The 19567-nt window shown below is 60.4% G+C and carries 17 protein-coding genes; 7 read left to right on the plus strand and 10 right to left on the minus strand.

Annotated features, from left to right (window positions below):
• Window positions 1-34: 34 nt before the first annotated feature.
• The 8 genes from QRN36_RS14065 to QRN36_RS14100 form a co-directional block, all read right to left on the minus strand.
• Window positions 35-976, minus strand: a complete 942-nt coding sequence (locus QRN36_RS14065; protein ID WP_285424584.1) for an ABC transporter permease — start codon at window positions 974-976, stop codon at window positions 35-37.
• Window positions 958-2043, minus strand: a complete 1086-nt coding sequence (locus QRN36_RS14070) for an ABC transporter permease (protein ID WP_285424585.1) — start codon at window positions 2041-2043, stop codon at window positions 958-960. The genes QRN36_RS14065 and QRN36_RS14070 overlap by 19 nt, the downstream gene beginning before the upstream one ends.
• Window positions 2036-3544 (minus strand): ABC transporter ATP-binding protein, encoded by a 1509-nt coding sequence (locus QRN36_RS14075; protein ID WP_285424586.1) that lies wholly within the window; start codon window positions 3542-3544, stop codon window positions 2036-2038. The genes QRN36_RS14070 and QRN36_RS14075 overlap by 8 nt, the downstream gene beginning before the upstream one ends.
• Window positions 3545-3549: 5 nt before the next feature.
• Window positions 3550-4509 carry a BMP family protein gene (locus tag QRN36_RS14080; RefSeq protein ID WP_285424587.1) on the minus strand — a complete coding sequence of 320 codons (960 nt, stop codon included), beginning with the start codon at window positions 4507-4509 and terminating at the stop codon, window positions 3550-3552.
• 58 nt (window positions 4510-4567) lie between these two features.
• Complete coding sequence (locus QRN36_RS14085; RefSeq protein WP_285424588.1) at window positions 4568-4963, minus strand: RidA family protein; 396 nt, start codon at window positions 4961-4963, stop codon at window positions 4568-4570.
• On the minus strand, window positions 4963-6081 hold the full coding sequence (locus QRN36_RS14090) for an LLM class flavin-dependent oxidoreductase (RefSeq protein WP_285424589.1): 1119 nt from the start codon (window positions 6079-6081) through the stop codon (window positions 4963-4965). Before QRN36_RS14090 ends, QRN36_RS14085 begins: the two co-directional genes overlap by 1 nt.
• Window positions 6082-6096: 15 nt before the next feature.
• On the minus strand, window positions 6097-6909 hold the full coding sequence (locus QRN36_RS14095; RefSeq protein ID WP_285424590.1) for an alpha/beta fold hydrolase: 813 nt from the start codon (window positions 6907-6909) through the stop codon (window positions 6097-6099).
• Window positions 6910-7049: 140 nt separating this feature from the next.
• Window positions 7050-7952: a LysR family transcriptional regulator gene (locus tag QRN36_RS14100; RefSeq protein ID WP_285424591.1), complete on the minus strand. Its 903-nt coding sequence runs from the start codon at window positions 7950-7952 to the stop codon at window positions 7050-7052.
• Window positions 7953-8529: 577 nt separating this feature from the next.
• Between QRN36_RS14100 and QRN36_RS14105 the strand changes: the two genes are divergently transcribed.
• From QRN36_RS14105 to QRN36_RS14125, 5 genes are all read left to right on the plus strand, one after another.
• Complete coding sequence (locus QRN36_RS14105; RefSeq protein ID WP_285424592.1) at window positions 8530-9900, plus strand: hypothetical protein; 1371 nt, start codon at window positions 8530-8532, stop codon at window positions 9898-9900.
• Window positions 9901-9980: 80 nt separating this feature from the next.
• A complete protein-coding gene (locus QRN36_RS14110; protein ID WP_285424593.1) occupies window positions 9981-11330 on the plus strand; it encodes a gluconate:H+ symporter in 1350 nt (449 codons plus the stop codon).
• A 301-nt stretch (window positions 11331-11631) separates the two neighbouring features.
• Window positions 11632-12441 (plus strand): helix-turn-helix transcriptional regulator, encoded by an 810-nt coding sequence (locus QRN36_RS14115; RefSeq protein ID WP_093458053.1) that lies wholly within the window; start codon window positions 11632-11634, stop codon window positions 12439-12441.
• Window positions 12442-12546: 105 nt separating this feature from the next.
• Window positions 12547-13947 carry an NAD-dependent succinate-semialdehyde dehydrogenase gene (locus tag QRN36_RS14120; protein ID WP_285424808.1) on the plus strand — a complete coding sequence of 467 codons (1401 nt, stop codon included), beginning with the start codon at window positions 12547-12549 and terminating at the stop codon, window positions 13945-13947.
• A 38-nt stretch (window positions 13948-13985) separates the two neighbouring features.
• Entirely contained in the window at window positions 13986-15080 is a 1095-nt protein-coding gene (locus QRN36_RS14125; RefSeq protein WP_285424594.1) for an alkene reductase, read from the plus strand.
• Window positions 15081-15302: 222 nt separating this feature from the next.
• On the opposite strand, the gene QRN36_RS14130 is transcribed toward QRN36_RS14125, so the two are convergent.
• Window positions 15303-16229: a LysR family transcriptional regulator gene (locus QRN36_RS14130; protein ID WP_285424595.1), complete on the minus strand. Its 927-nt coding sequence runs from the start codon at window positions 16227-16229 to the stop codon at window positions 15303-15305.
• 120 nt (window positions 16230-16349) lie between these two features.
• On the opposite strand from QRN36_RS14130, the gene QRN36_RS14135 reads away from it, so the two are divergent.
• Together QRN36_RS14135 and QRN36_RS14140 are read left to right on the plus strand one after the other, a co-directional pair.
• Window positions 16350-17276, plus strand: a complete 927-nt coding sequence (locus tag QRN36_RS14135; protein ID WP_285424596.1) for an alpha/beta hydrolase — start codon at window positions 16350-16352, stop codon at window positions 17274-17276.
• Between the two features lie 170 nt (window positions 17277-17446).
• Window positions 17447-18184 (plus strand): hypothetical protein, encoded by a 738-nt coding sequence (locus QRN36_RS14140; protein WP_285424597.1) that lies wholly within the window; start codon window positions 17447-17449, stop codon window positions 18182-18184.
• A 162-nt stretch (window positions 18185-18346) separates the two neighbouring features.
• Here the strand turns inward: QRN36_RS14140 and QRN36_RS14145 are convergent, their stop codons facing one another.
• Window positions 18347-19336 carry a succinylglutamate desuccinylase/aspartoacylase family protein gene (locus QRN36_RS14145; RefSeq protein WP_285424598.1) on the minus strand — a complete coding sequence of 330 codons (990 nt, stop codon included), beginning with the start codon at window positions 19334-19336 and terminating at the stop codon, window positions 18347-18349.
• Window positions 19337-19567 lie beyond the last annotated feature (231 nt).

A 19567-nucleotide genomic window follows, 5' to 3' on the forward strand; every position in this document is an offset into this window, starting at 1 on the left:
ACGTGGGTTGAATACGGTTGCCGATGGCCGGTGATCAATGTGCCGCGCCGCGTAAAAACGGTTTGCCCAGATCACCCGGTGCAGCGCCCGCGCGCCCCATGACGATCCAGGCGACGAGGGCGACCACGAAGGGCGTGGCCATCAGCAGTGGGGTGGCGATCTGAATGCCGAGGTATTGCCCCTGAAATTGCAGGGCTTCCAACAGGCCCAGGGCAATTGCCACCAGCAGCGTGCGCAGGGGCATCCAGCGGGCGAAGATCGCAATCGCGATGGCCAGATAGCCGCGCCCGGCAGTCATGTCGTCGATGAATGTGCCGCCCGACGCGACGATGCACAGGTAGGCGCCGCCCAGGCCTGCGAGCATTCCGGTGAACAGTGCCGCGCCGAAACGCAGCCCCAGAACCGGCTGTCCGGCAGCGTCGAGGGCCGAAGCGTTTTCGCCCGCCGCTCGCAGCAACAAACCCGATCGGGTGAAGCGGAACATCAGCCACAGCGCCACGGCCAGCAGCACCGCCACGTAGAACACAGGGCTTTGGAAGAACAACGCACGGCCCACTACGGGTAGATCGGAAAGCCACGGCAGCTTCATCATCGTCACCGCGCGCAACGACCCTGCCGGCGGCGTATCGACCAGTACCATTTGGCGGATCAGCGACGTGACGCCCATGGCCAGCAGGTTGAAACCAATGCCCATGACGATCTGGTTGGCTCGGGCCAGCACGGTACCCAACGCCAGCACCGCTGCCGCGAGTGTCCCGCCGAGCATGCCGATAGCCAGGGCAGCGACAGGCGAACCGGTCATGGCAAGGCCCACCGCCGACGCAACGGCGCCGAACAGCATCAGACCTTCCAGCCCGATAGTGAAAACACCCGCGCGTTCCGACACCAGTTCGCCCAGCGCCGCGAGTAAGACCGGCACACTCATGCGAACACCCGCGGCCAGAAACAGCGCAATCGTTACCGAGTTGAGGTCCATACCGGCTTTCCTTTGGTGAGCATGACGCCGCTGATCACGGCCAGAAGAAGGATCGGCAAGCCGCTGAGTACGTCGGCCAGCGCCGCGGGAATCGACAGCGAACTTTGCAGGCTCAGGGCGGCGCTGTTGATTGCGCCGAAGTACAACGACACGATCACTGCGCCGAAGGGTTCAAGGCCCGCAAGGAAGGCTACGGCCAGACCTTCGAAACCCAGCCCCGAAGAGAAGCCGTCGATCAGGCGGTACTGCACGCCCAATACCTCGAATGTGCCCGCCAGTCCGCCGATGGCGCCGGACAACGCCATGCTCGACAGCACCATGCGACCCGCCGACTGTCCTTGCAGACGCACGAAACCGGGGCTTTGGCCGCTGGCGCGCAGCTTCAGGCCGAAGGCGGTGTGTTGCAACAGAACCCAGATCGCCAGGGCAACGACAACCGCCAGAATCACGCCCAGGTGCAGGCGAGTGCCGTCGATCAGCGGCACAAAGATGCCTTCCCGGGGCAGTTGTGCCGACATGTTGAAGGTCGACCCGACGGGGCGCATCGGCCCCTGAACGAGGTACTTCACGAAGTAGATGGCGACGAAGTTCATCAACAGCGTGACGATGATCTCATCGGCGCCGCGCCACAGTTTCAGCATGGCGGGGATCAACCCCCACAACGCACCGCACAGTGCGCCACTGACGATCGCCAGCGGCATCAGCAACGGGCCGATATTGCCAAACGCGAGGAATGGCAACATGGCACCGATCGCGCCCATCTGCAGTTGGCCCTCACCGCCAAGGTTGAACAGGCCGCCACGGATGGCAATCAATGCGCCGAGCGCGACCAGCAGCCTGGGTGTCATGAACACCAGCGTGTCGGCCACGGCGCGCGCATCGCCGAACGCCCCTTCACCGGCCACACGCATCGCTGACAGCACGGGAAAACCAAGCAGCGCGATCAAGGCCACACCCAGGATCAGTGAACCTGCAAATGCGCCGAGGGTGACCCGCAGCGAAAGGGGAAGGCTGAGTTTCGCCAATAGTCGGCGCAGCGCCGCCATGTGTGAGGTGAGTTCAGGCATCGGCCGTCTCCAGAACACGTGAGTGAGGTTGCCGACCCAACGTCATCAGCGGTCCGATCGCTTTGAGGGACATGTCGGCGCCGTTGACTTCACCGGTCACTCGCCCGCCGTTGACCACCAGGATGCGGTCTGACACGCGGATCAGTTCTTCGATGTTCGAGGAGATGACCACCACGCAGGTGCCGTTGTCGGCGGCGTGTGCCAGGCGCGTCAGAACCGCTTCGGCCGCGGCCACATCAAGGCCTCGCGTCGGCTGATAAACAACGACGACGGAGGCCGCCTGATCCAGCGCGCGAGCCAGCACGATTTTTTGCTGATTGCCCCCCGACAGCGACCGCGCCGGTGTGGCGTGGGATTGCGTGCGAATGTCGCTGAGCTCGATCATCACCTTGGCTTGTTCGCCAATGGCGCCATGATCCAGCAGCCCGCCGTGACGGAATTCGCCCAGCATGATGCGTGGGTAGAGCAGGTTCTGAGCCACTGAAAGGTCGAGCGAAAGACCCTCGTGATGACGATCCTGGGGCACCAGCGCCACGCTGATCTCCTCAGTGCTGAATCTGAGCGACCCGCTGTCCGGCTGACGCTGCCCGGCGAGCAGATCGAACAGCTCGGTCTGGCCATTGCCTTCGACACCTGCCACTCCGACGACTTCGCCTGCACGCAGCGTCAGGTCGATCTGATGCAGGCCCGGTGAGCCGCTGGAAGGACGTAGCGACACCTCACGCAGTGCCAGGCACTCAGCGCCGGGCGTACGCTCTGCACCGATCCGGGCTGCGTTGGACACGGCATGCCCGACGATGCGTTCAACCAGTTGAGCCGAGTCTGTATCAGCGATCAGTCCGGTGCCGTTGGTACGGCCACGCTTGAGCACGGTGTAGCGGTCAGTGTTGGCCAGCACCTCGTCGACGTTATGGGTGACCACGGCCACCGCGGTGCCTTGGTCACGAACACGCCGCAGCGTGGCGTACAAGTTGTCGATTTCGGCCGGCGTCAGGATCGTCGAAGGTTCGTCGAGCAACAGCACACGCGTTTCGTTGACCAGCGCCTTGAGAATCTCGACCCGCTGCTGCAAGGCCAATGGCAATTGCCCGACCACGGCGGCGGGGTCCAGGTCGACGCCAAACCGTTCGATGAAGGCACGAACGTCAGCGTGACGGCGAAACGCACTGCGCCTGGCGCCCTTGGCGACCAAGGCCAGGTTTTCGCTCACAGTGAACGGCATGACCAGCTTGAAGTGCTGGTGAACCATGCCGATCCCGTTGGCAATGGCATCGGCGGGGCGCCGGTGGACGACCTCGCGGCCTTCCATCAGCACGCCGCCCCCGGTGGGCGCGTGCACACCGTAGAGAATGTTCATGAGCGTCGATTTGCCAGCCCCGTTTTCACCCAGCAGGGCGTGGATTTCACCCGTGTGAAGGGCGAGCGACACGTTGTCCAGCGCAAGGAAGCCATTGGGGTAACGTTTGGAAACGTGGTCGAGCTGTATGATCGGGATTGGCATGATCGTCACTCTTCAATCTTGATCTTGCCGGCCTTCAAGTCGTCCATGACTTTCGCGACCTTGGCTTGAACACTCGCATCGACGTGGGCAAACGGCATGACCAGCGCCCAGCCGTTGGACGCCAGGTTTTCGGTGACAATGCGATTGCCAAGCTTGCCTTCGGCGTAGTCATTGCCGATGTCGGCGTAGGATTTTCTGAAGTTCATCACCGTCGAGGTCATGACCGAGTTGGGATAGGCCTTCGACTGATCGCCGTACGAGCCGATGGTCAGCGCGCCTTCTTCATCGGCGGCCTGCTGGACACCTGCGTCAGCGGTGTCAGCGGAAGGAATCACGAAGTCGGCGCCGCGAGCGATCAGGCCGGTGGCAATTTCCTTGGCCCGCGCCACGTCCACGAACGAGCCGACATACGCTGAATCCACCTGCACCTTGGGATTGACGTACGTCGCGCCCTTCTTGATGAACTGAATCGTGCGTTCAGCCGAGGGGATCGGCTCGCCCGAGATGACTGCGATGTGTCCCGATTTACTGGCCGATGCCGCCAGCGCACCGAGCACGAAGCCGTATTCATCCCAGTCCACCGACCACGCCGAGTAGTTGGGCAGGTTGGCGGTGGAGCCTTCATAGGAATAAAGCACGAACTGGGTATTCGGGTAGGACGGCGCGACCTCCTTGATGGCCGCCGAGTACCCGGACGAGTGCGCGACGATCAGTTTCACGCCGTCGGAGGCCAGTTGCCGCAGCGCTGCGGGCGCCGCTTCGTAGGAGGTGTTTTCCAGGTAGCTGGGCTTGAAGCCGTCTTTGTCGGCCATGGCCTTGAAGCCTGCGTAACCTGCGCTGTCCCATGTGCCTTGCGTAACGGTCTGCGTGAACAACGCGGCCACGCGTGGGGCGTCGGCTGCATGGGCCAATGAGCTGAAGCCCAGCGTGGTGGCGGCGATCGCTAAAATGTGATGAACGTTCATGTCGAAACTCCTGGTCGCACCGCGACGATTGGCAAAGAGGCTGGCTTGAAGAATCTGTTCAGTCCGGCGGCAGAATCAGGGTCACGTCGATCTCGGCGAGCAGGTCTGCATCGGCGAGCCCGGCCACCACCACGAACGTGCTGGCGGGCAAGTCGTAGCCTTCGAAGAACGCCGAGCGGGCACGATGCAGTGCGGGGATCGTTTCCCGAGACAACGCATAGGTGTTGAGCTTGACCACCGCCTCCGGGCCGACCCCGAATGCAGCGAGAGCCAGGCCGATGTTTTCCCAGATCTTCCTTGCCTGGGCGTCGATGTCGCCTTTGCCGACGACGTTGCCATCAGCGTCCCAGGCCACCTGGCCGGTCAGGAACACCGGTTGTCCGGCTCGGACCATTGCATGGTTGTAGTAGGTCTGTTGCTTGAGGCCTTTGGGATTGCAGGGACCGGTCTTCATCAGCACGCCGCCTTTTGGTGGGCGCGTGCGTTGGTCTGCACGCCGTTGTGTTCGAGCACTTCCAGCACCTCGGTGCCCACCACTTTCAGGTCGTCGATGAAGTCGGGGACGATCACCGTCACGCCGTCGAGCTGCGCGCCCTTGATGATTTCAGCGAGCTTGTTGCCGATGGTTTCCGGCGAGCCGACGAGGGCGGCACGGGTCATGGAGTTGCGTTGTTCGCCTTGGGAAACGAAACGCTGAGCCATGGTGTTTTGCTTGAAGCTCTTGTCGCCGGAGTATTCGCGGGTCTGATTGTCCAGCGCGATGGTGTCGACGCCGGAATCATAAAGGGCCACGCGTTCACGGGCTTCGGCATCGGTGGCACCGGGGACAATGGTGAACAGGCCGTAGGTCTTGAAGTCCGGTTTGCCTTGTTGGGCGGCCAGTTCCTTGGCCCGCAGACCGGTCTTGATGAAGTCGTCGTGATCGGAGCCCAGCATGAAACTGCCGGTGCAGTGCTGCATGGTGAACAGAAAGCCGCGATCCGAGGCGCCTGCGCAGATGATCGGCGGCGGCGTAACGGGTTTCGGGTTGGACATGCAGTCGGTCAGTTCGTAGTGCTTGCCCTTGTGGTCGACACGGTCTTCTGCCCACAAACGCTTGAGCACGGTCAGCCACTCTTCGGCCATTTCATAGCGCTCGGAATGGTCGAGGTCTTTCCACAGGCCCATCTGGCCCTGGTCGGTGGGGTTCGAGCCGGACACGATGTTCAGGCCGAACCGGCCCTTGGAAATCTGATCGAGCACTGCCGACATCTTGGCCACGACGGCCGGGTGAAACACCATCGTATGCACCGTGCCCCAGACGCCGATTCGGCTAGTGGCTTCGGCGAGACCGGCCATGGTGGTCATGCTTTCCAACGTGATATCCCAGTGTTGCGAGGGGCCGCCGTAACCACGCCACTTGGCCATCGACAACGCAAAATCAAATCCCAGCGTTTCGGCCAGAATCGTGACTTGCTTGTTGTAATCGTAGGTCGCGGGTAGCTGCGGGCTGGTGGTGGAGGTGATCCAGCCGCCGTTGCCGACGGGCAGAAAAACACCGAACTCCACGCTTTTGCTGTCGTTGTCGGACATGGTGAACTCCTTGAATCAGAGGGCTGAAGCTTCGGTCTGCGGGAAACCGACGCGAGACAAAAAATCGGAGAGGAGGCCGTTGAACGTTGCCGTTTCGGTCTCCGAATAACTGTGGCCACCTTTGGGCACGATGTGCAGTTCGGCGCCGCTGATCGCCTCGGCCAACAGACGTGACTGGTAGGGCGGGGTGAGGATGTCGTCGTCGGCGCAGGTCACCAGTGTCGGAATGCGAATCATCGAAAGCTGTGCGGTCGCGTCATGGGCCATGATTGCGTCGATACGGCGCAGCACGATTTCCCGGGCCGGGAAGTTGGCCACCGATGCCAGAAGGCCCGGCGACAGCGATTCAGCGTTGGCGCGAATGTGCTCGGGCGGGTAGAGGAACAGCGCGCTGCCGTGGACGTACTCTTCCAGCGATGTGCTTTCCAGAAGGGTGCGGCGCATGCGGAAGCACCAGTTGAAGTGCGCGTCGGATTTCGACCAACTGGCGTACAGGACCATGCCGGCCAGCAACTGCGGCTCACGGGCAGCGAGCAATTGTCCGATTGCGCCACCGGTCGAGTGACCGATCAGCACCGGGCGATCCAGTGCAAGTCCCTCGATCAATGCTTGAAGGTCATCGGCGAGCGTCTTGATGCTGTACAGCTCGTCCGGGTGGTCAGATTTGCCGGCGCCACGCTGGTCGTAGGTCACGACAGTGAAGTGCCGGGCAAACCGTTCGACCTGAGGTGCCCAGTAGCCGCCCGCACCGCCCAGCCCGGAGACGAACACCAGCGCGGGCCCGCTGCCTTGAATCTGGTAGTGGGTCTGGATTCCATTGGTCAACATGCTCGGCATCTGGCTTCCCCTGGTCAGCTTGGTTGCGAATGTCATTGGCTGACGTTCGCGGATGACTATTTATTGCACGGGGGTTCAGGCGGCACGTAACTGCGAATGCTGCATGCCATGTTGCCCAAATTCGAACACCCTCATGCTTCGCTGGTCAGCGGGAAGCGACTCTTGAGAAATTTGAGGAATGCGTTGGTGGCGTAGCTGGGGACCCTGTCCTGATGCACGCAAACCGCCGAGCGCACGTTTCTGAACGAGTCGAGGTCGATAGGAATGGCTTTGAGCAGCCCGGCATCAATTTCCCGTCGTGCCGAAATTTCCGGTCCGATCGTCACGCAGGCGCCGAGCACAGCCGTGGCACGCAAAATATCCAGGTTGTTGGCTTCGACGATGATGCGCGGCTTGAGTTGACGTGCCTCGGGCGTGCGGTCGAACAGCTGGCGCAGACCAAAGCTGGGGCGAGGGAGGGCGAGGGGACGCTTGCACAACTGCTGCATCGTCACAACGGCTTCGCCGGCCAGCTCGTCGTGCCTGGAGACCAGACAAACCACGGGTTCCTTGCGTTCGGCGACCACGCTGATTTCAAAGCGCAGCTCGGGGTTGTAGATGATGCCGATGTCGGTCTCATCTCGGATCAAGGCCTCGACGATCAGATCGCTTGAGCAGGTGGTCACCTGAAAATCAATGCGTGGGTGCAGTTGCAGGAAGGCTGCAATTGTCTCTGGCAGGAAGCTCGACAGCACGCCCTCCATGGCGTGAATCTTCACTTCGCCCTGATCGAGTGAGCGAAACGCAGCGATGCCCTCGCGTACACGCTCCAGGTCGCGAAACAGGGTTCGGGTGTAACGCTCCAGCATGACGCCTGCAGCCGTCAGTTCCACACCCGTATTGGTGCGCTCCAGCAGCGGTGTGCCCAGTTCATGCTCAAGCAGGGCGATCTGCCGGCTGACGGCGGAGGGGGTGACGTGCAAGCGGTCAGCGGCGCGCCGGATGGCTTTCGATTGCACGACTTCGTTGAAGTAGCGGAAGGCGGTGAAGTTCAAGGCTCTCTCCAGGTCGGCCCTGGAACGCGGGTGCATCTGCCGTTGTGATCTGGTCAACAGGCGAGGCGAACCGATTCGGTGCCCTGCCTCGATCAGGCCATGCAGCACGTTACCCAGGGGGACGAATGGGACGGCAGGCCGAAGGTCCTTGGCCGGATGCTGAGCAGCTCAGCATCGGTGTCTATGCACAAGCCGTGCCCTGACTGCCAGGTTCTGCGCGTTCGGGTGAGGTGACGCGTGCTCGAGCCGGTTGACCGTCAGATCGCTCGCGCTTGCTATATCCCAGGCCAGGTTTGAATACCCAGGTCCGAACGCTCCCAGCTCGTTCGACGTTACCGATTCCCGGTATCGCTGCCCTCACATCGCTATGTTAAAAAATGGTAATGATCCGTCTCCGTGGCGTGTAAGCGGCGCTATCTGCTTCGATGAGCCTTTCTTGGTGTTAATTCATGTTAAATAAATTGACTGAAATGTGAAAATGGCATTATGGTCCTCCACCTCGGCAACAAATAATCCAATAACGACGCTTGTGCCAAGGCAGTGCCCGGCACGACAAGCTCTACTCCGAGGTCTACCGATGAATTTCGAGTTACTGTTTGCGAATCAGTCGGCCCCCGTTCGCTATGCCCTGACCGGCGCGAAAGGTGGTTTCTCCCGCACATTGCTGGCACAAACGCTGAAAATGCCAAGGCTGCAGGCAGCAGCGCTGTGCGACCTTGACGTCGACGGCCTGCGCGCGCTGTGCCTGGAGCTGGGTTTCGCCGCCGAAAGCCTGATCCACTGCGCCGATGCTGCCGCTGTTGCCGCGGCGCCCACAGACGCCATCGTGCTGGTAGCCGATATCGAACTGTTGGCCAACGCTAGTTACGACATTCTGGTCGAAGCCACCGGCAACCCGGCCGTGGGTTACCGCGCGGCGCGTCGCGATATCGAGGCCGGTCGCCACGTGGCCATGGTCAGCAAAGAAGTCGATTCGGTCTCCGGTATCAGCCTGTCGCGTCTGGCCGCCAGGCACGGCGTGGTTTACACCACCGCGGACGGCGATCAGCCAGCCAACCTGATCGGCTGGGTGAGCTGGGCACGGGTGCTGGGGCTGGAGATTATCGCGGCAGGTAAGTCGAGCGAGTACGATCTGATTTTCGATCCAAAGACCGGCAGCATTACTCAACTCGACCAGACGATCGCTGCCCCGGCCATGGGCGACCTGCTGCAATTGGGTGACGACATTCCTGCCACCCTGGCGGCGCGACGCGCGGCGCTGAGCGGCTTGAAGACGTCGGCGACCGCTGACTACTGCGAAATGTCCGTGGTAGCCACCAACACCGGCCTGATTCCTGACGTCGAGCTGATGCATTACCCCATTGCCCGCACCAGTGAGCTGGCCGACATCTACGCCCTGCGGGAAGACGGCGGCGTGCTAAGCAAGCCTGGTGTGATCGAAGTGTTCAACGTGCTGCGCCTGCCCGATGAAGCCAGTTTTGCCGGCGGCGTTTTCGTGATCGTTCGCACCCACGACCAGCCCACCTGGCAATTGCTCGCGCAGAAAGGCCATGTGGTCAGCCGCAATGGCCGCTATGCGTGCATGTACCTGCCGTATCACTTCATGGGTGTTGAAACGCCCATCACGTTGCTCAACGCCGTCCTGCACAAGCGTGCGTCTGGGACCGACAAGCCTAGCCAATGCACCGTGCTTGCAGGCCGCGCCACCGTGGACATCGCTGCCGGCACCGTGCTGAACATGGGCGGCCATCACCATGACGTAACCGGCGTTCAAGCCGTGCTGCTGGCGGCCGCTGACGCGGGCGACGATGTCGCGCCCCTGTATCTGGCAGCCCATGCCACTGCCGCTCGGGATATCAAGGCCGGGTCCTTGCTGACCCTCTCCGACCTCAGCGGTCAGGACGCCGAACTGCACCGCGCATGGTGCGAAGGCCGTCAGCCCGTCTGAAGCAGGGCGCCCGCTCGGCGGGCGCCCCGATCCGGCTCAGCACCTCACCTTGAAAACGTGCAAACAGGCTCAACAAAAACATGAATAGTGAACTGTTTATATTTTCGATGGCGGCCGGCGCCATTGTCGTCCTTATCGTTCTGATTACCCGACTCAAGCTCAATCCGTTTCTCGCCCTGACCTTGACCGCCATTGCCCTGGGCCTGCTAAGCGGCGTCAGCTCGGCGGAAACCGTGGACAGTTTTGCCAAGGGTTTCGGCTCGGCGCTGGCCAAGACCGGCCCTGTGATCGGCCTCGGCACCTTGCTTGGCGGCATCCTGCTGGGCTCCGGTGGGGCGGATCGCATCGCCAATGCCTTCATCGGCCAACGCCCGGTTCAATATGCGCCTTGGGCAATCTGCGCCGCGGCTTTGCTGATCGGCATGCCGCACCTGTTCGACGTCAGCTTCATCATGCTCGCGCCGCTGGTGTACACCGTCGCCAAGCGCACTAACAGTCACCTTCTCTACATCGGCCTGCCCTTGGCGGCCGGGCTGTATGTCTCCCATGGCTTGCTGCCGCCGCATCCGGCGCCGACCCTGGCCGTCGCGGCATTTCACGCGAATACCGGGCTGACGATTTTCTATGGTTTGCTGATCGCCATTCCGGTCGCCGTCATCTGCGGGCCCATATTCACCAAACTGGTCAGCCCCTGGTTCGGCCCCGCCCCAGACTTGACGGCCGGCCCTGTGGGCGCGCGGGAAGCCGCCGAAGGTCAACCTCAGGCCTCGCTGGTGGCTTCGATCATCGCGGTGCTTCTGCCCCCAGGGCTGATGTTGATCGGCACCTTGGGCATCGCTTTCAACCCCAAAGGAAGCGAGCTGTTCGGTTTCTTCAATGCCCTCAACAACCCGATTCTGTCGCTGCTGGTCGCGGTGATTTTCGCCTTCTTCGCGCTGGGGTTGCGCTCGGGCTTCAGCCTCAATCAGGTGCAGAAGATGGCCGGACAGGGCCTGGCTCCGCTGGGTGCGATCGTGATGATTCTGGGGGCCGGTGGCGGTTTCAAGGAAATGCTCACCGCGACCCACCTCGACGCGCTGATTACCCATCACGCCTCCGGCTGGGCGGTCAACCCATTGATCCTCAGTTGGGGCATCGCTGCGTTGCTGCGCATCTGCCTGGGCTCGGCCACGGTCGCCACGGTCGCGGCGACAGGCATCGTCGCGCCGCTGGCCCTGGCCCATCCGGAACTGTCGCCCGAGTTACTGGTGCTGGCGACGGCCTCGGGCGCGGTGATGCTGTCTCATGTCAACGACTCGGGATTCTGGCTGTTCAAGGAATATTTCCAGCTGACGGTCGCGCAGACGTTCCGTACCTGGACCTTGATGCTGTGCCTGCAGTCCCTGCTGGGCCTGGTCGGCGTGCTCGTCATCCAGGCGGTCATCGGGTAATGGAGGTGGGTGCTTGCCTCGAGCTTCAGAGCTCAAGAACTCAAGAGCCCAAGAGCGCAGGAATGCTGGCGAACGCGACGGATTTCCCGATTCTTGGCGACAGTGGGAATGAAGTTGCAGCCGCCTGCGCGAAGGCTTCGGCAAGCTCCCGCTCATTGCCGATGCCCTCGTACACCCATTCCGGCCTAACGCTGGCATGCCTGGCTGGAATACAACTTTCATATCGGCAGTTGTAAACACTCGACCGGATCTCATCCAAGGCTTTACGATCCGGCGATGACCTGTCGTACATGAGGGCCCCATGACCAAGAGACCATCGTTGGAAGCACGGCGTGAATTCGGGAAATTCCTTTCTGCGGGACGGGCCCGCTTGGACCCCAAGGATTTCGGCCTGCCAGAGGGGCCTCGTCGCACTCCGGGTCTTCGTCGGGAGGAAGTCGCGGTTCTGGCCGGTGTGAGTGTCAGTTGGTACACCTGGCTGGAGCAAGGTCGGGATATCCAACCGTCACCTGACGCGCTGAGGCGTATTTCCAAAGTTCTCAAGCTCGATCACGTCGAGTCTTCGCATCTGTTTGCGTTGTCTGCGCTTGAAGCGCCTGCCCCGGCGGCTGGCGGCGGCATCACTCCAGGGCTGGAAATGCTGGTGCGCGCGATCAACCCTGTCCCTGCTTATGTGCGCAACTCCCGACTCGACATTCTGGTCTGGAACGACGCTATCGCTGATTTGCTCGTCGACTACGGCTCATTGCAGCCTCATGAGCGCAACACCCTGCGTCTGTTGTTTCTGTACATCCCGTATCGGACATTGATTCTGGATTGGGAGCAAATGGCCCGCGGAATGATCAGCACCTTTCGCGCCTCCCGGGCACTCGCTCAAGACAAGGCGCCGTTCGACAGTCTGGTCGAAGAGCTCTCGGCCCAGAGCCCGGAGTTCCGAGAGTGGTGGCAGGAGACCGAAGTCAAGGGCTTCGACGAAGGACGCAAGCGGTTGCTGCATCCAGTCAGCGGCTATATCGACTTCACCTACGTGGCGCTGACGCCGGAAGGCAGGCCAGATCTTTCGCTCGTGACGTACATCCCTCGTCACCATGCCTATGACTCTGACTCATAGGATAACAAGACGCCTTATTGGCCTTTGCGAACATCCCTAAAGTAGCGTTCATCGCAGCGCACACCGCGTTGCAGCGATACTTTAGAGGTGATCCCGATGACCGCAATGAACCCCGCTTCGACTGCACCCGCCTTTGCGACTTCGCGTAATCCGGCAACGGGTGAACTGATCGCGACGTATCCTTTCCAGACGCCGAGTGAGGTTGAACAGCTGCTGGATACCAACGCGGCTGCCTTCCGCCTGTGGCGTGCCACCCCGATGCGCGAGCGAGTCACAGCTTATCGTCGCCTGTCCGCCACCCTGCGCGACCGTTCGGATTTGTTTGCGGCCTTGATCACCGCCGAAATGGGCAAGACCCTGGCTTCGGCTCGGGCGGAGGTGGAGAAGTGTGCCGCGACGATCGAATGGATTGCCGACAATGGTCCCGCGATCCTGGCTGATGAGCCCGTGAACGTCGAGGGCGATGATCAGGTTCACGTTTCGTTCCTGCCGATCGGAACCATTCTGGCCGTGATGCCCTGGAATTTCCCTTTGTGGCAGGTGATTCGTGCTTCGGGTCCGATCATGCTTTCAGGCAACGGTTTCCTGCTCAAGCATGCCCCTAACGTGATGGGCTCTGCGTACGCCTTGCAAGAGGCCTACGAGGCCGCAGGTTTCCCGAAGGGACTGTTCGCTAATCTCATCGCGGACAACGATACAGTGGCTCGCACGATCGAAGATCCGCGTATCGCAGCGGTCACCCTCACAGGCAGCATGCGCGCCGGGTCGGCCGTGGCGGCCACTGCCGGCAAGGCGCTCAAGAAGAGTCTGCTCGAACTGGGCGGCTCCGACGCCTTTATCGTGCTGGCAGACGCCAATGTCGATCTGGCCGTCAAAGCCGCCGTCGAAGCCCGCTTCCAGAATGCCGGCCAAGTTTGCCTGGCGGCCAAGCGCTTCATCATCGAGCAGCCGATCGCGGAGGCATTCACCCGCAAGTTCGTGGCGGCTGTCCGGCAATTGAAGGTCGGAAACCCACTGGACAGCGAGAGTATCGTCGGGCCAATGGCGCGTGGCGATCTGCGGGACGAGCTCGATGGCCAGGTTCAGCGCACCATCGCCGCCGGTGCCACCTTGCTGTTGGGAGGCAAAAAAATGGACGGCCCTGGCAACTTCTACGAACCCACGGTATTGGCCAACGTTCTGCCGGGAATGGCCGCATTCGACGAGGAAACCTTTGGACCGGTCGCCGCAATTACCGTCGCTGAAAATGCCGAACATGCCATCGCGCTGACCAACACCAGTGACTACGGCTTGGGCGGCAGCCTGTGGACACAGGACCAGGCCCGCGCCCAGCGCATTGCCCGCCGACTGGAAACGGGTGGGGTTTTCATCAACGGCTTCCCCGCCACGAATGCGCGCATCCCGGTGGGCGGAGTGAAGAAAAGTGGCTACGGCAGAGAGCTCTCGCATTTTGGGCTGCGCGAGTTCACCAACGCGCAAGCCGTCTGGGCCAAAACCGTCGACTGATACGCCTGTCAACTTCCTCATTCTGCAGAGAGATCTTCATGACCAATCGTATTGCAAGCCCGATCCTGCAGCCTGTCACCTTGGGTGGGTTGCAACTCAAGAACCGCATCGTGATGGCGCCCATGACCCGCAGCCGCGCAGATGACAATGGCATACAGCCTGATTATGCCGCCGAATATTATGCCCAGCGCGCAGGTGCAGGCTTGATCGTTACGGAGGCGACCAACATTTCGGCCCAAGCGCGCGGTTATACCCGTACGCCAGGCATTTGGACTGATGACCAAATTGCGGCCTGGAAACGGGTTACTCAAGCCGTACATCAGCGCGAAGGCAAAATATTCCTGCAACTGTGGCATACGGGGCGCATGTCGCACCCCGATATGCACGCCGGGGGTTTGCCCGTCGCGCCCTCTGCCATCAAGCCACACGGACAGATTCGCGTACATGAAGGCATGAAGGATTTCGTTACGCCTCGTGCGCTCAGGACCGATGAAATTCCGCTGATCGTCGAGGACTATCGCCGGGCAGCTGAGAATGCCAAAGACGCAGGTTTCGATGGAGTGGAAATTCACTCGGCCAACAACTATCTGCTGGAACAATTCGTTCGCGACAGTACCAACGTTCGGACCGACCGTTACGGCGGCTCGCTGGAAAATCGCCTTCGCTTCCCGCTGGAGGTCGTCCAGGCTGTCATCGACGTGTGGGGCGCCGAACGAGTGGGCATTCGCATTTCGCCAGTCACCACTACGCCGGGCGAAACCCCGCTGGACAGCGACACCATGCGCACGTTCGGCACCTATGTTGCCGCGCTGTCAAACCTTGGGCTCCTGTACATCCATGAGATCGAAGGCGTCACGCAGCAGAGTCGAGAGGAGGTCAGCGGTGTCAGCTTTGCCGCGCTGCGACAGGCGTTCCGCGGTGCCTACATCGCGAACAATCAATACACACTGGATCTGGCCGAGCAGACGCTGGCAGCCGGCGATGCTGACTTGTTCAGCATCGGACGCCCGTTCATTGCCAACCCTGATCTGGTCGCGCGGCTGGCCAGCGGCGCGCCTTTGGCAGAAGCGCCCAAAGCCTACTGGTATGGCGGCGACTCGACCGGCTATTCGGATTGGCCGGCGATGAGTTGAGTGTTCCGCTCAATCACAGTTGCCCAGTCGCTCCCGGTGCCGTCGCTACTGCGACGGCATTTTCATGCGTGGGGCTATCACTTGCAGCCTGGGTTGCGAGGCGTCGGCAGAGACGCTGAAGCCTTGGGGCTTGGGGTGGATGGGGTGGCCTCTCGCCGTAACCCAGCCTTGAATTTCAAGGCATTGACGATCCAATCGCCTGAAGCTCTTTCATTCGCACTTTCAGCCCTCCACAGGATGCTGTTCCCATGGAGGACAAGGCGACCAGGACTCCACTAGCTTATCGATGAAGAGTCGAATTTTTGGAGACAGATGCCGCTTGCTAGGGTAGATCACCCGAATAGGCTCTGCGGCCTCTGCGTATCCAGCGAGCAATTGAACAAGTTTGCCGCTCCTCAAATCGTCGTTAACCACGTAGGAAGGAAGCGTCGCGATACCCAGGCCAGCGACAGCTGACTGGTGCAATGACTCAGCACTGTCCATCTGCAACCTTCCACCATGAGTAACGGACACGGAGCTGCCATTCACGCGAAAATTCCAGGGAAGCAATCTTCCACCGCTCACGAAATGCAGGCATTGGTGCTCGGATAGATGCTCAGGCGTTTCAGGCGTGGCATGTTCAGCCAGATACTTGGGTGAGGCGCAGGTAATCATTTGCTGGTAGGCCACCGTGCGCGTCAGCAACCGAGAATCTTCCTTCGGTGGCCCGATGCGCATTGCCAGATCAAATCCCTCATCGATCAAATCCACCAGCCTGTCCGAAAAGGCGATATCCACGCTGAGGGAGGGCCAATCCTTGAGACAGCACTCAATGTGCTGAAGGACATGAAGTCTGCCCAGCGCAACCGGCAGACTCATCCGCAGTCGCCCACTGGGTGTCGAGCGACGAAACGCGAGGGCATCCTCCACGTCATCCAGATCCTGGAGAACGCCCACACAGCGCTCATAAAGAACCTGGCCGTCATCGGTCATGCTCAAGCTGCGCGTAGTGCGATTCAGTAGCCGTACCTGTAGACGAGTCTCGAGCCTGACTATCGACTTTCCCACCGCAGAGCGCGTGAGGCCCAGTTGCTTTGCCGCCGCCGTGAAGCTTCCAGCGTTTACCGAGCTTACGAACGCGGCGATGTCATTCAGATTATGCAGTTCCATGGGGTCTCGGTAGTCTCAACGTTCGGGCGGCCTGGCACCTGTTATGGGGAACCCTATTCCCCAATACTGAGCATAGTATCTCAATTAGCTAATCCACTCCCTGCGATCAATTGAGGTCATATGAACACCAAAGTCCAAGCAGCCGTCCAGACCTGGGCCAACAGCCTTAGCGATCTGGTGCCCGTTCTTAAAGGAATCGATACCACCACCAAAATGAGCGACATCCGCGACGCTTACGCAAAAATGCTCGCGCAAAATCCAGCGCCAGTTGGCGTTGAATTCGAAGCAGTCGACATGGGTGGCGTACCCGGCACGCTGGTTACCCCGGACGAAATCAAGACGGACGCAGTGGTGATGTACATCCACGGCGGCGCCTACATTGTGGGTCGTCCAGACGGCTACCACGGCATCGGCGGCAACTACGCGAAAATGCTCGGTGCTCGTGTGTACATGCCGGACTATCGCCTTGCCCCTGAGCACAAGTTTCCAGCCTCTATTGACGACACGTTGCGCGCCTACGAGTGGCTGCTTGAGCAGAAGATCCCGGCTAACAAGATTGCGTTTTCTGGTGAGTCAGCTGGCGGCGCGATGGTTGTCAGCGTCATGGTCGCGGCGAAATCGAAAGGGCTTCCACTGCCTGCGGTTGGCTCCTCCATCTCGCCATGGGCGAACCTTGAACACACCGGTGCTTCCATGAGCAACCGTGAAGGTCTGGATCCTCTGAACTCCAAGCCTGTTCTGGACATTCTCGCCAGATCATTCCTGGGCAATACATTGGCCAATCATCCTCTGGCCTCGCCTGTGTTTGCGGACGTCACGGGGCTTCCACCCATCCTGGTGCAGATCGGCGAGAACGAGTTGATGTTGAGTGATGCAATGCGCCTTGCAACTCACCTCGCGGATAATCGCGTTCGCGTCAATCTCGAAGTATGGCCTGCGATGTTCCATGCTTGGCACTTCTACGCCACCATGCTGCCAGAAGGGCAGCGGGCCATGGAGAGTTCCGTTCGCTTCATCGAGGCTGGCTTGGCCGAATCTAACCGCTGAAGCCCGGAACAACCGCGATAGCTTTCTGGTTGTCGCGGTTTTGCTCATTCTGTTGGTCATGCCAGCCATTGGAAAAAAATCCACCGGCCGTGGTCATAAATCTTCAAGCGTCGCCTGCGAAGCGCAGGACTTCTGGAAGGTTCATCCCATGGCTGCTGGCGGGATAATCGATGTTAGTGGATGACCCCAAAGATCGGGACACCTTCGGCGTGGACTTGGATAAATCAGGGACAAAGATGTTCAGCAACTATCAGATTATTACCCTCCCAGCGCTGATCTCAGTGGTACTTCTACTCACCGGCTGTCCGCCACCAGCATCGTTCACTCAATGGGAACGCGCTTCGACCTCGGTAGAGGGCGTCAAAGCCGCAATGGCAGAGTGTGGAGATCCGGTAGGTGGGTCAAAAAAACATTTCACACGAAACGAAGAGGTGCTTCATTTTCAGTGTATGCAGCGCCTCGGTTTTACTCGCAAAGACGGAATTGAGTACTGCGACATATTGAAGACTACGCCTGCCTGTGTCGAAGAAAGGCAGGGTCGTCCGCTCAGCTTGCCGCAGCTCGAGGGCTTACCGTTTGTCGAAGATGAAGCATTTCATCCCATCAAGCCTCATTCAGGCCGGGACGAACGCATGCAGATCTCGTGGCGTAGAGCGGGAGCGTCACTTCATTTCTCTGCCCAACTGGCCAATGACAGTGAAGCACTGCCGGTGATGTACGCCTGCGGCTATCCAAAACCACTGGGGTCAAATTCAGATGTCGCCAGCATCGGACGCACAGCCATAGTGCAACGCTGCATGATCAATCATGGCTTTGAGCCCAAAACCGAAATCATGCTGGTTTGCCGGGCTTACCCACAAGTGACGGGGTGTGCGCTGAAAGAGCCTCGTAGTGATACGGAGACTTGAAGAGTATCGAGCAGTGAACTGCCACCTTTAGCCGTTCCACGATCCGGTGAAGCTGCAATTGCTGTTTCGGCCGCTTGGCGGCGGCGTCGAGTTTGGTGACAAAAGCATCGACGCAGCGGAGGGACGCCTGACATCCCTCCACGAGAGCGCCGCAGTGATTGCTCACGACGGGCTGCCATGCAGAGGCGCCAGGCTGATCAGCCATTCGCCCTCATTCACGATCGGGTGGTTGACGATCATCAGCACGAGCCCGTCATAAGCGGCCACCAGCTCTGCCTGTGGCTCGCCGAAGATGTCCTTCAACACCCCAAGACGCTGGCCCTCGGCGACTTGCTGACCTGCCGAAACGTCCAGATAAAGCCTGGCGCTGATCGGCGCCTCGACTTTGAAAAAGTTGTGCACGACAACGTTTCGACGTTGTTTGGCTATCTGCGCAACGTTTGCAGTCAATCCAAGAAAGCGACCAATGTTCACCACGCCTTGATAATGAAATTCGATGCACGCTGCATCGAACACGCCGTTGGCACCCCCTTCAGCCATCACGGCATGGCGCCCCAGCCAAGGCAGCTCATTGGTCGCGCGACCGCGATTATTGGTCTGATCCGCCGCGAATTCGACGATGCTGTCTGCATCGAACTGATGGGCCAGCGCACGGGTCTGCGCATCGAACTCGGCATCGCCGGTGAACTGGCACATCACAAACTTCGCCACGTCTTCGCGCAGGTCACCGCCATGCAGGTCGATGAACACGTTGGCGTCTTTCGCCCACTCATGCAGCACCTGATGGATCAGCACCTGGCTGAACGACCCCTCAAGGTCCCCCGGCGAGAGGAAATTGATGTTCTTGCCGTCCACCGGGCAGACGAATTCCGAGTGCTCGAACAGCCCCGGAATGTTCAGCACCGGCAGGATCGATACCGACCCTCGTAGCAGCGATTCAGCGAAGTGATCCTTGAGCCGCAGCGCCGCTTCCATGGCGTCCACTTCATTGGGATGCATGCCGGCAATGATCGCGACGTGAGGGCCGGGGAGGGCTGCGTGGATGTCGAAGTAGGGCAACGCCAGATCCCTGAGCAGTGGATGGCTGAAGCTGAGCGTGCCCCAGCTCAGGTTTCCGCTTTGGCCGAGGATGTGTTTGGTTAGCGCGGTCATGAGGATCGCCTCTTATCGGATGGGGATCAGTACTGAATGTCGTGTTTCCCACGGGTGATCATGATTCGATGCGCTCGCGAAGAGCGTGTTCCAACAGGTCGAGCGTACCCGCGAAATCGTCCCAGCCGCGAGGTTGCATCATTTCATCTGTTGAAACGATGCATTGCCGGCACCGTGGCTTCTGATCAAAAGCGGATACATGGATTATTCAGCCAACGCGGATTTGCTCAT

The sequence above is a fragment of the Pseudomonas sp. efr-133-TYG-103a genome, assembly GCF_030209235.1.
Lineage (GTDB): Bacteria > Pseudomonadota > Gammaproteobacteria > Pseudomonadales > Pseudomonadaceae > Aquipseudomonas.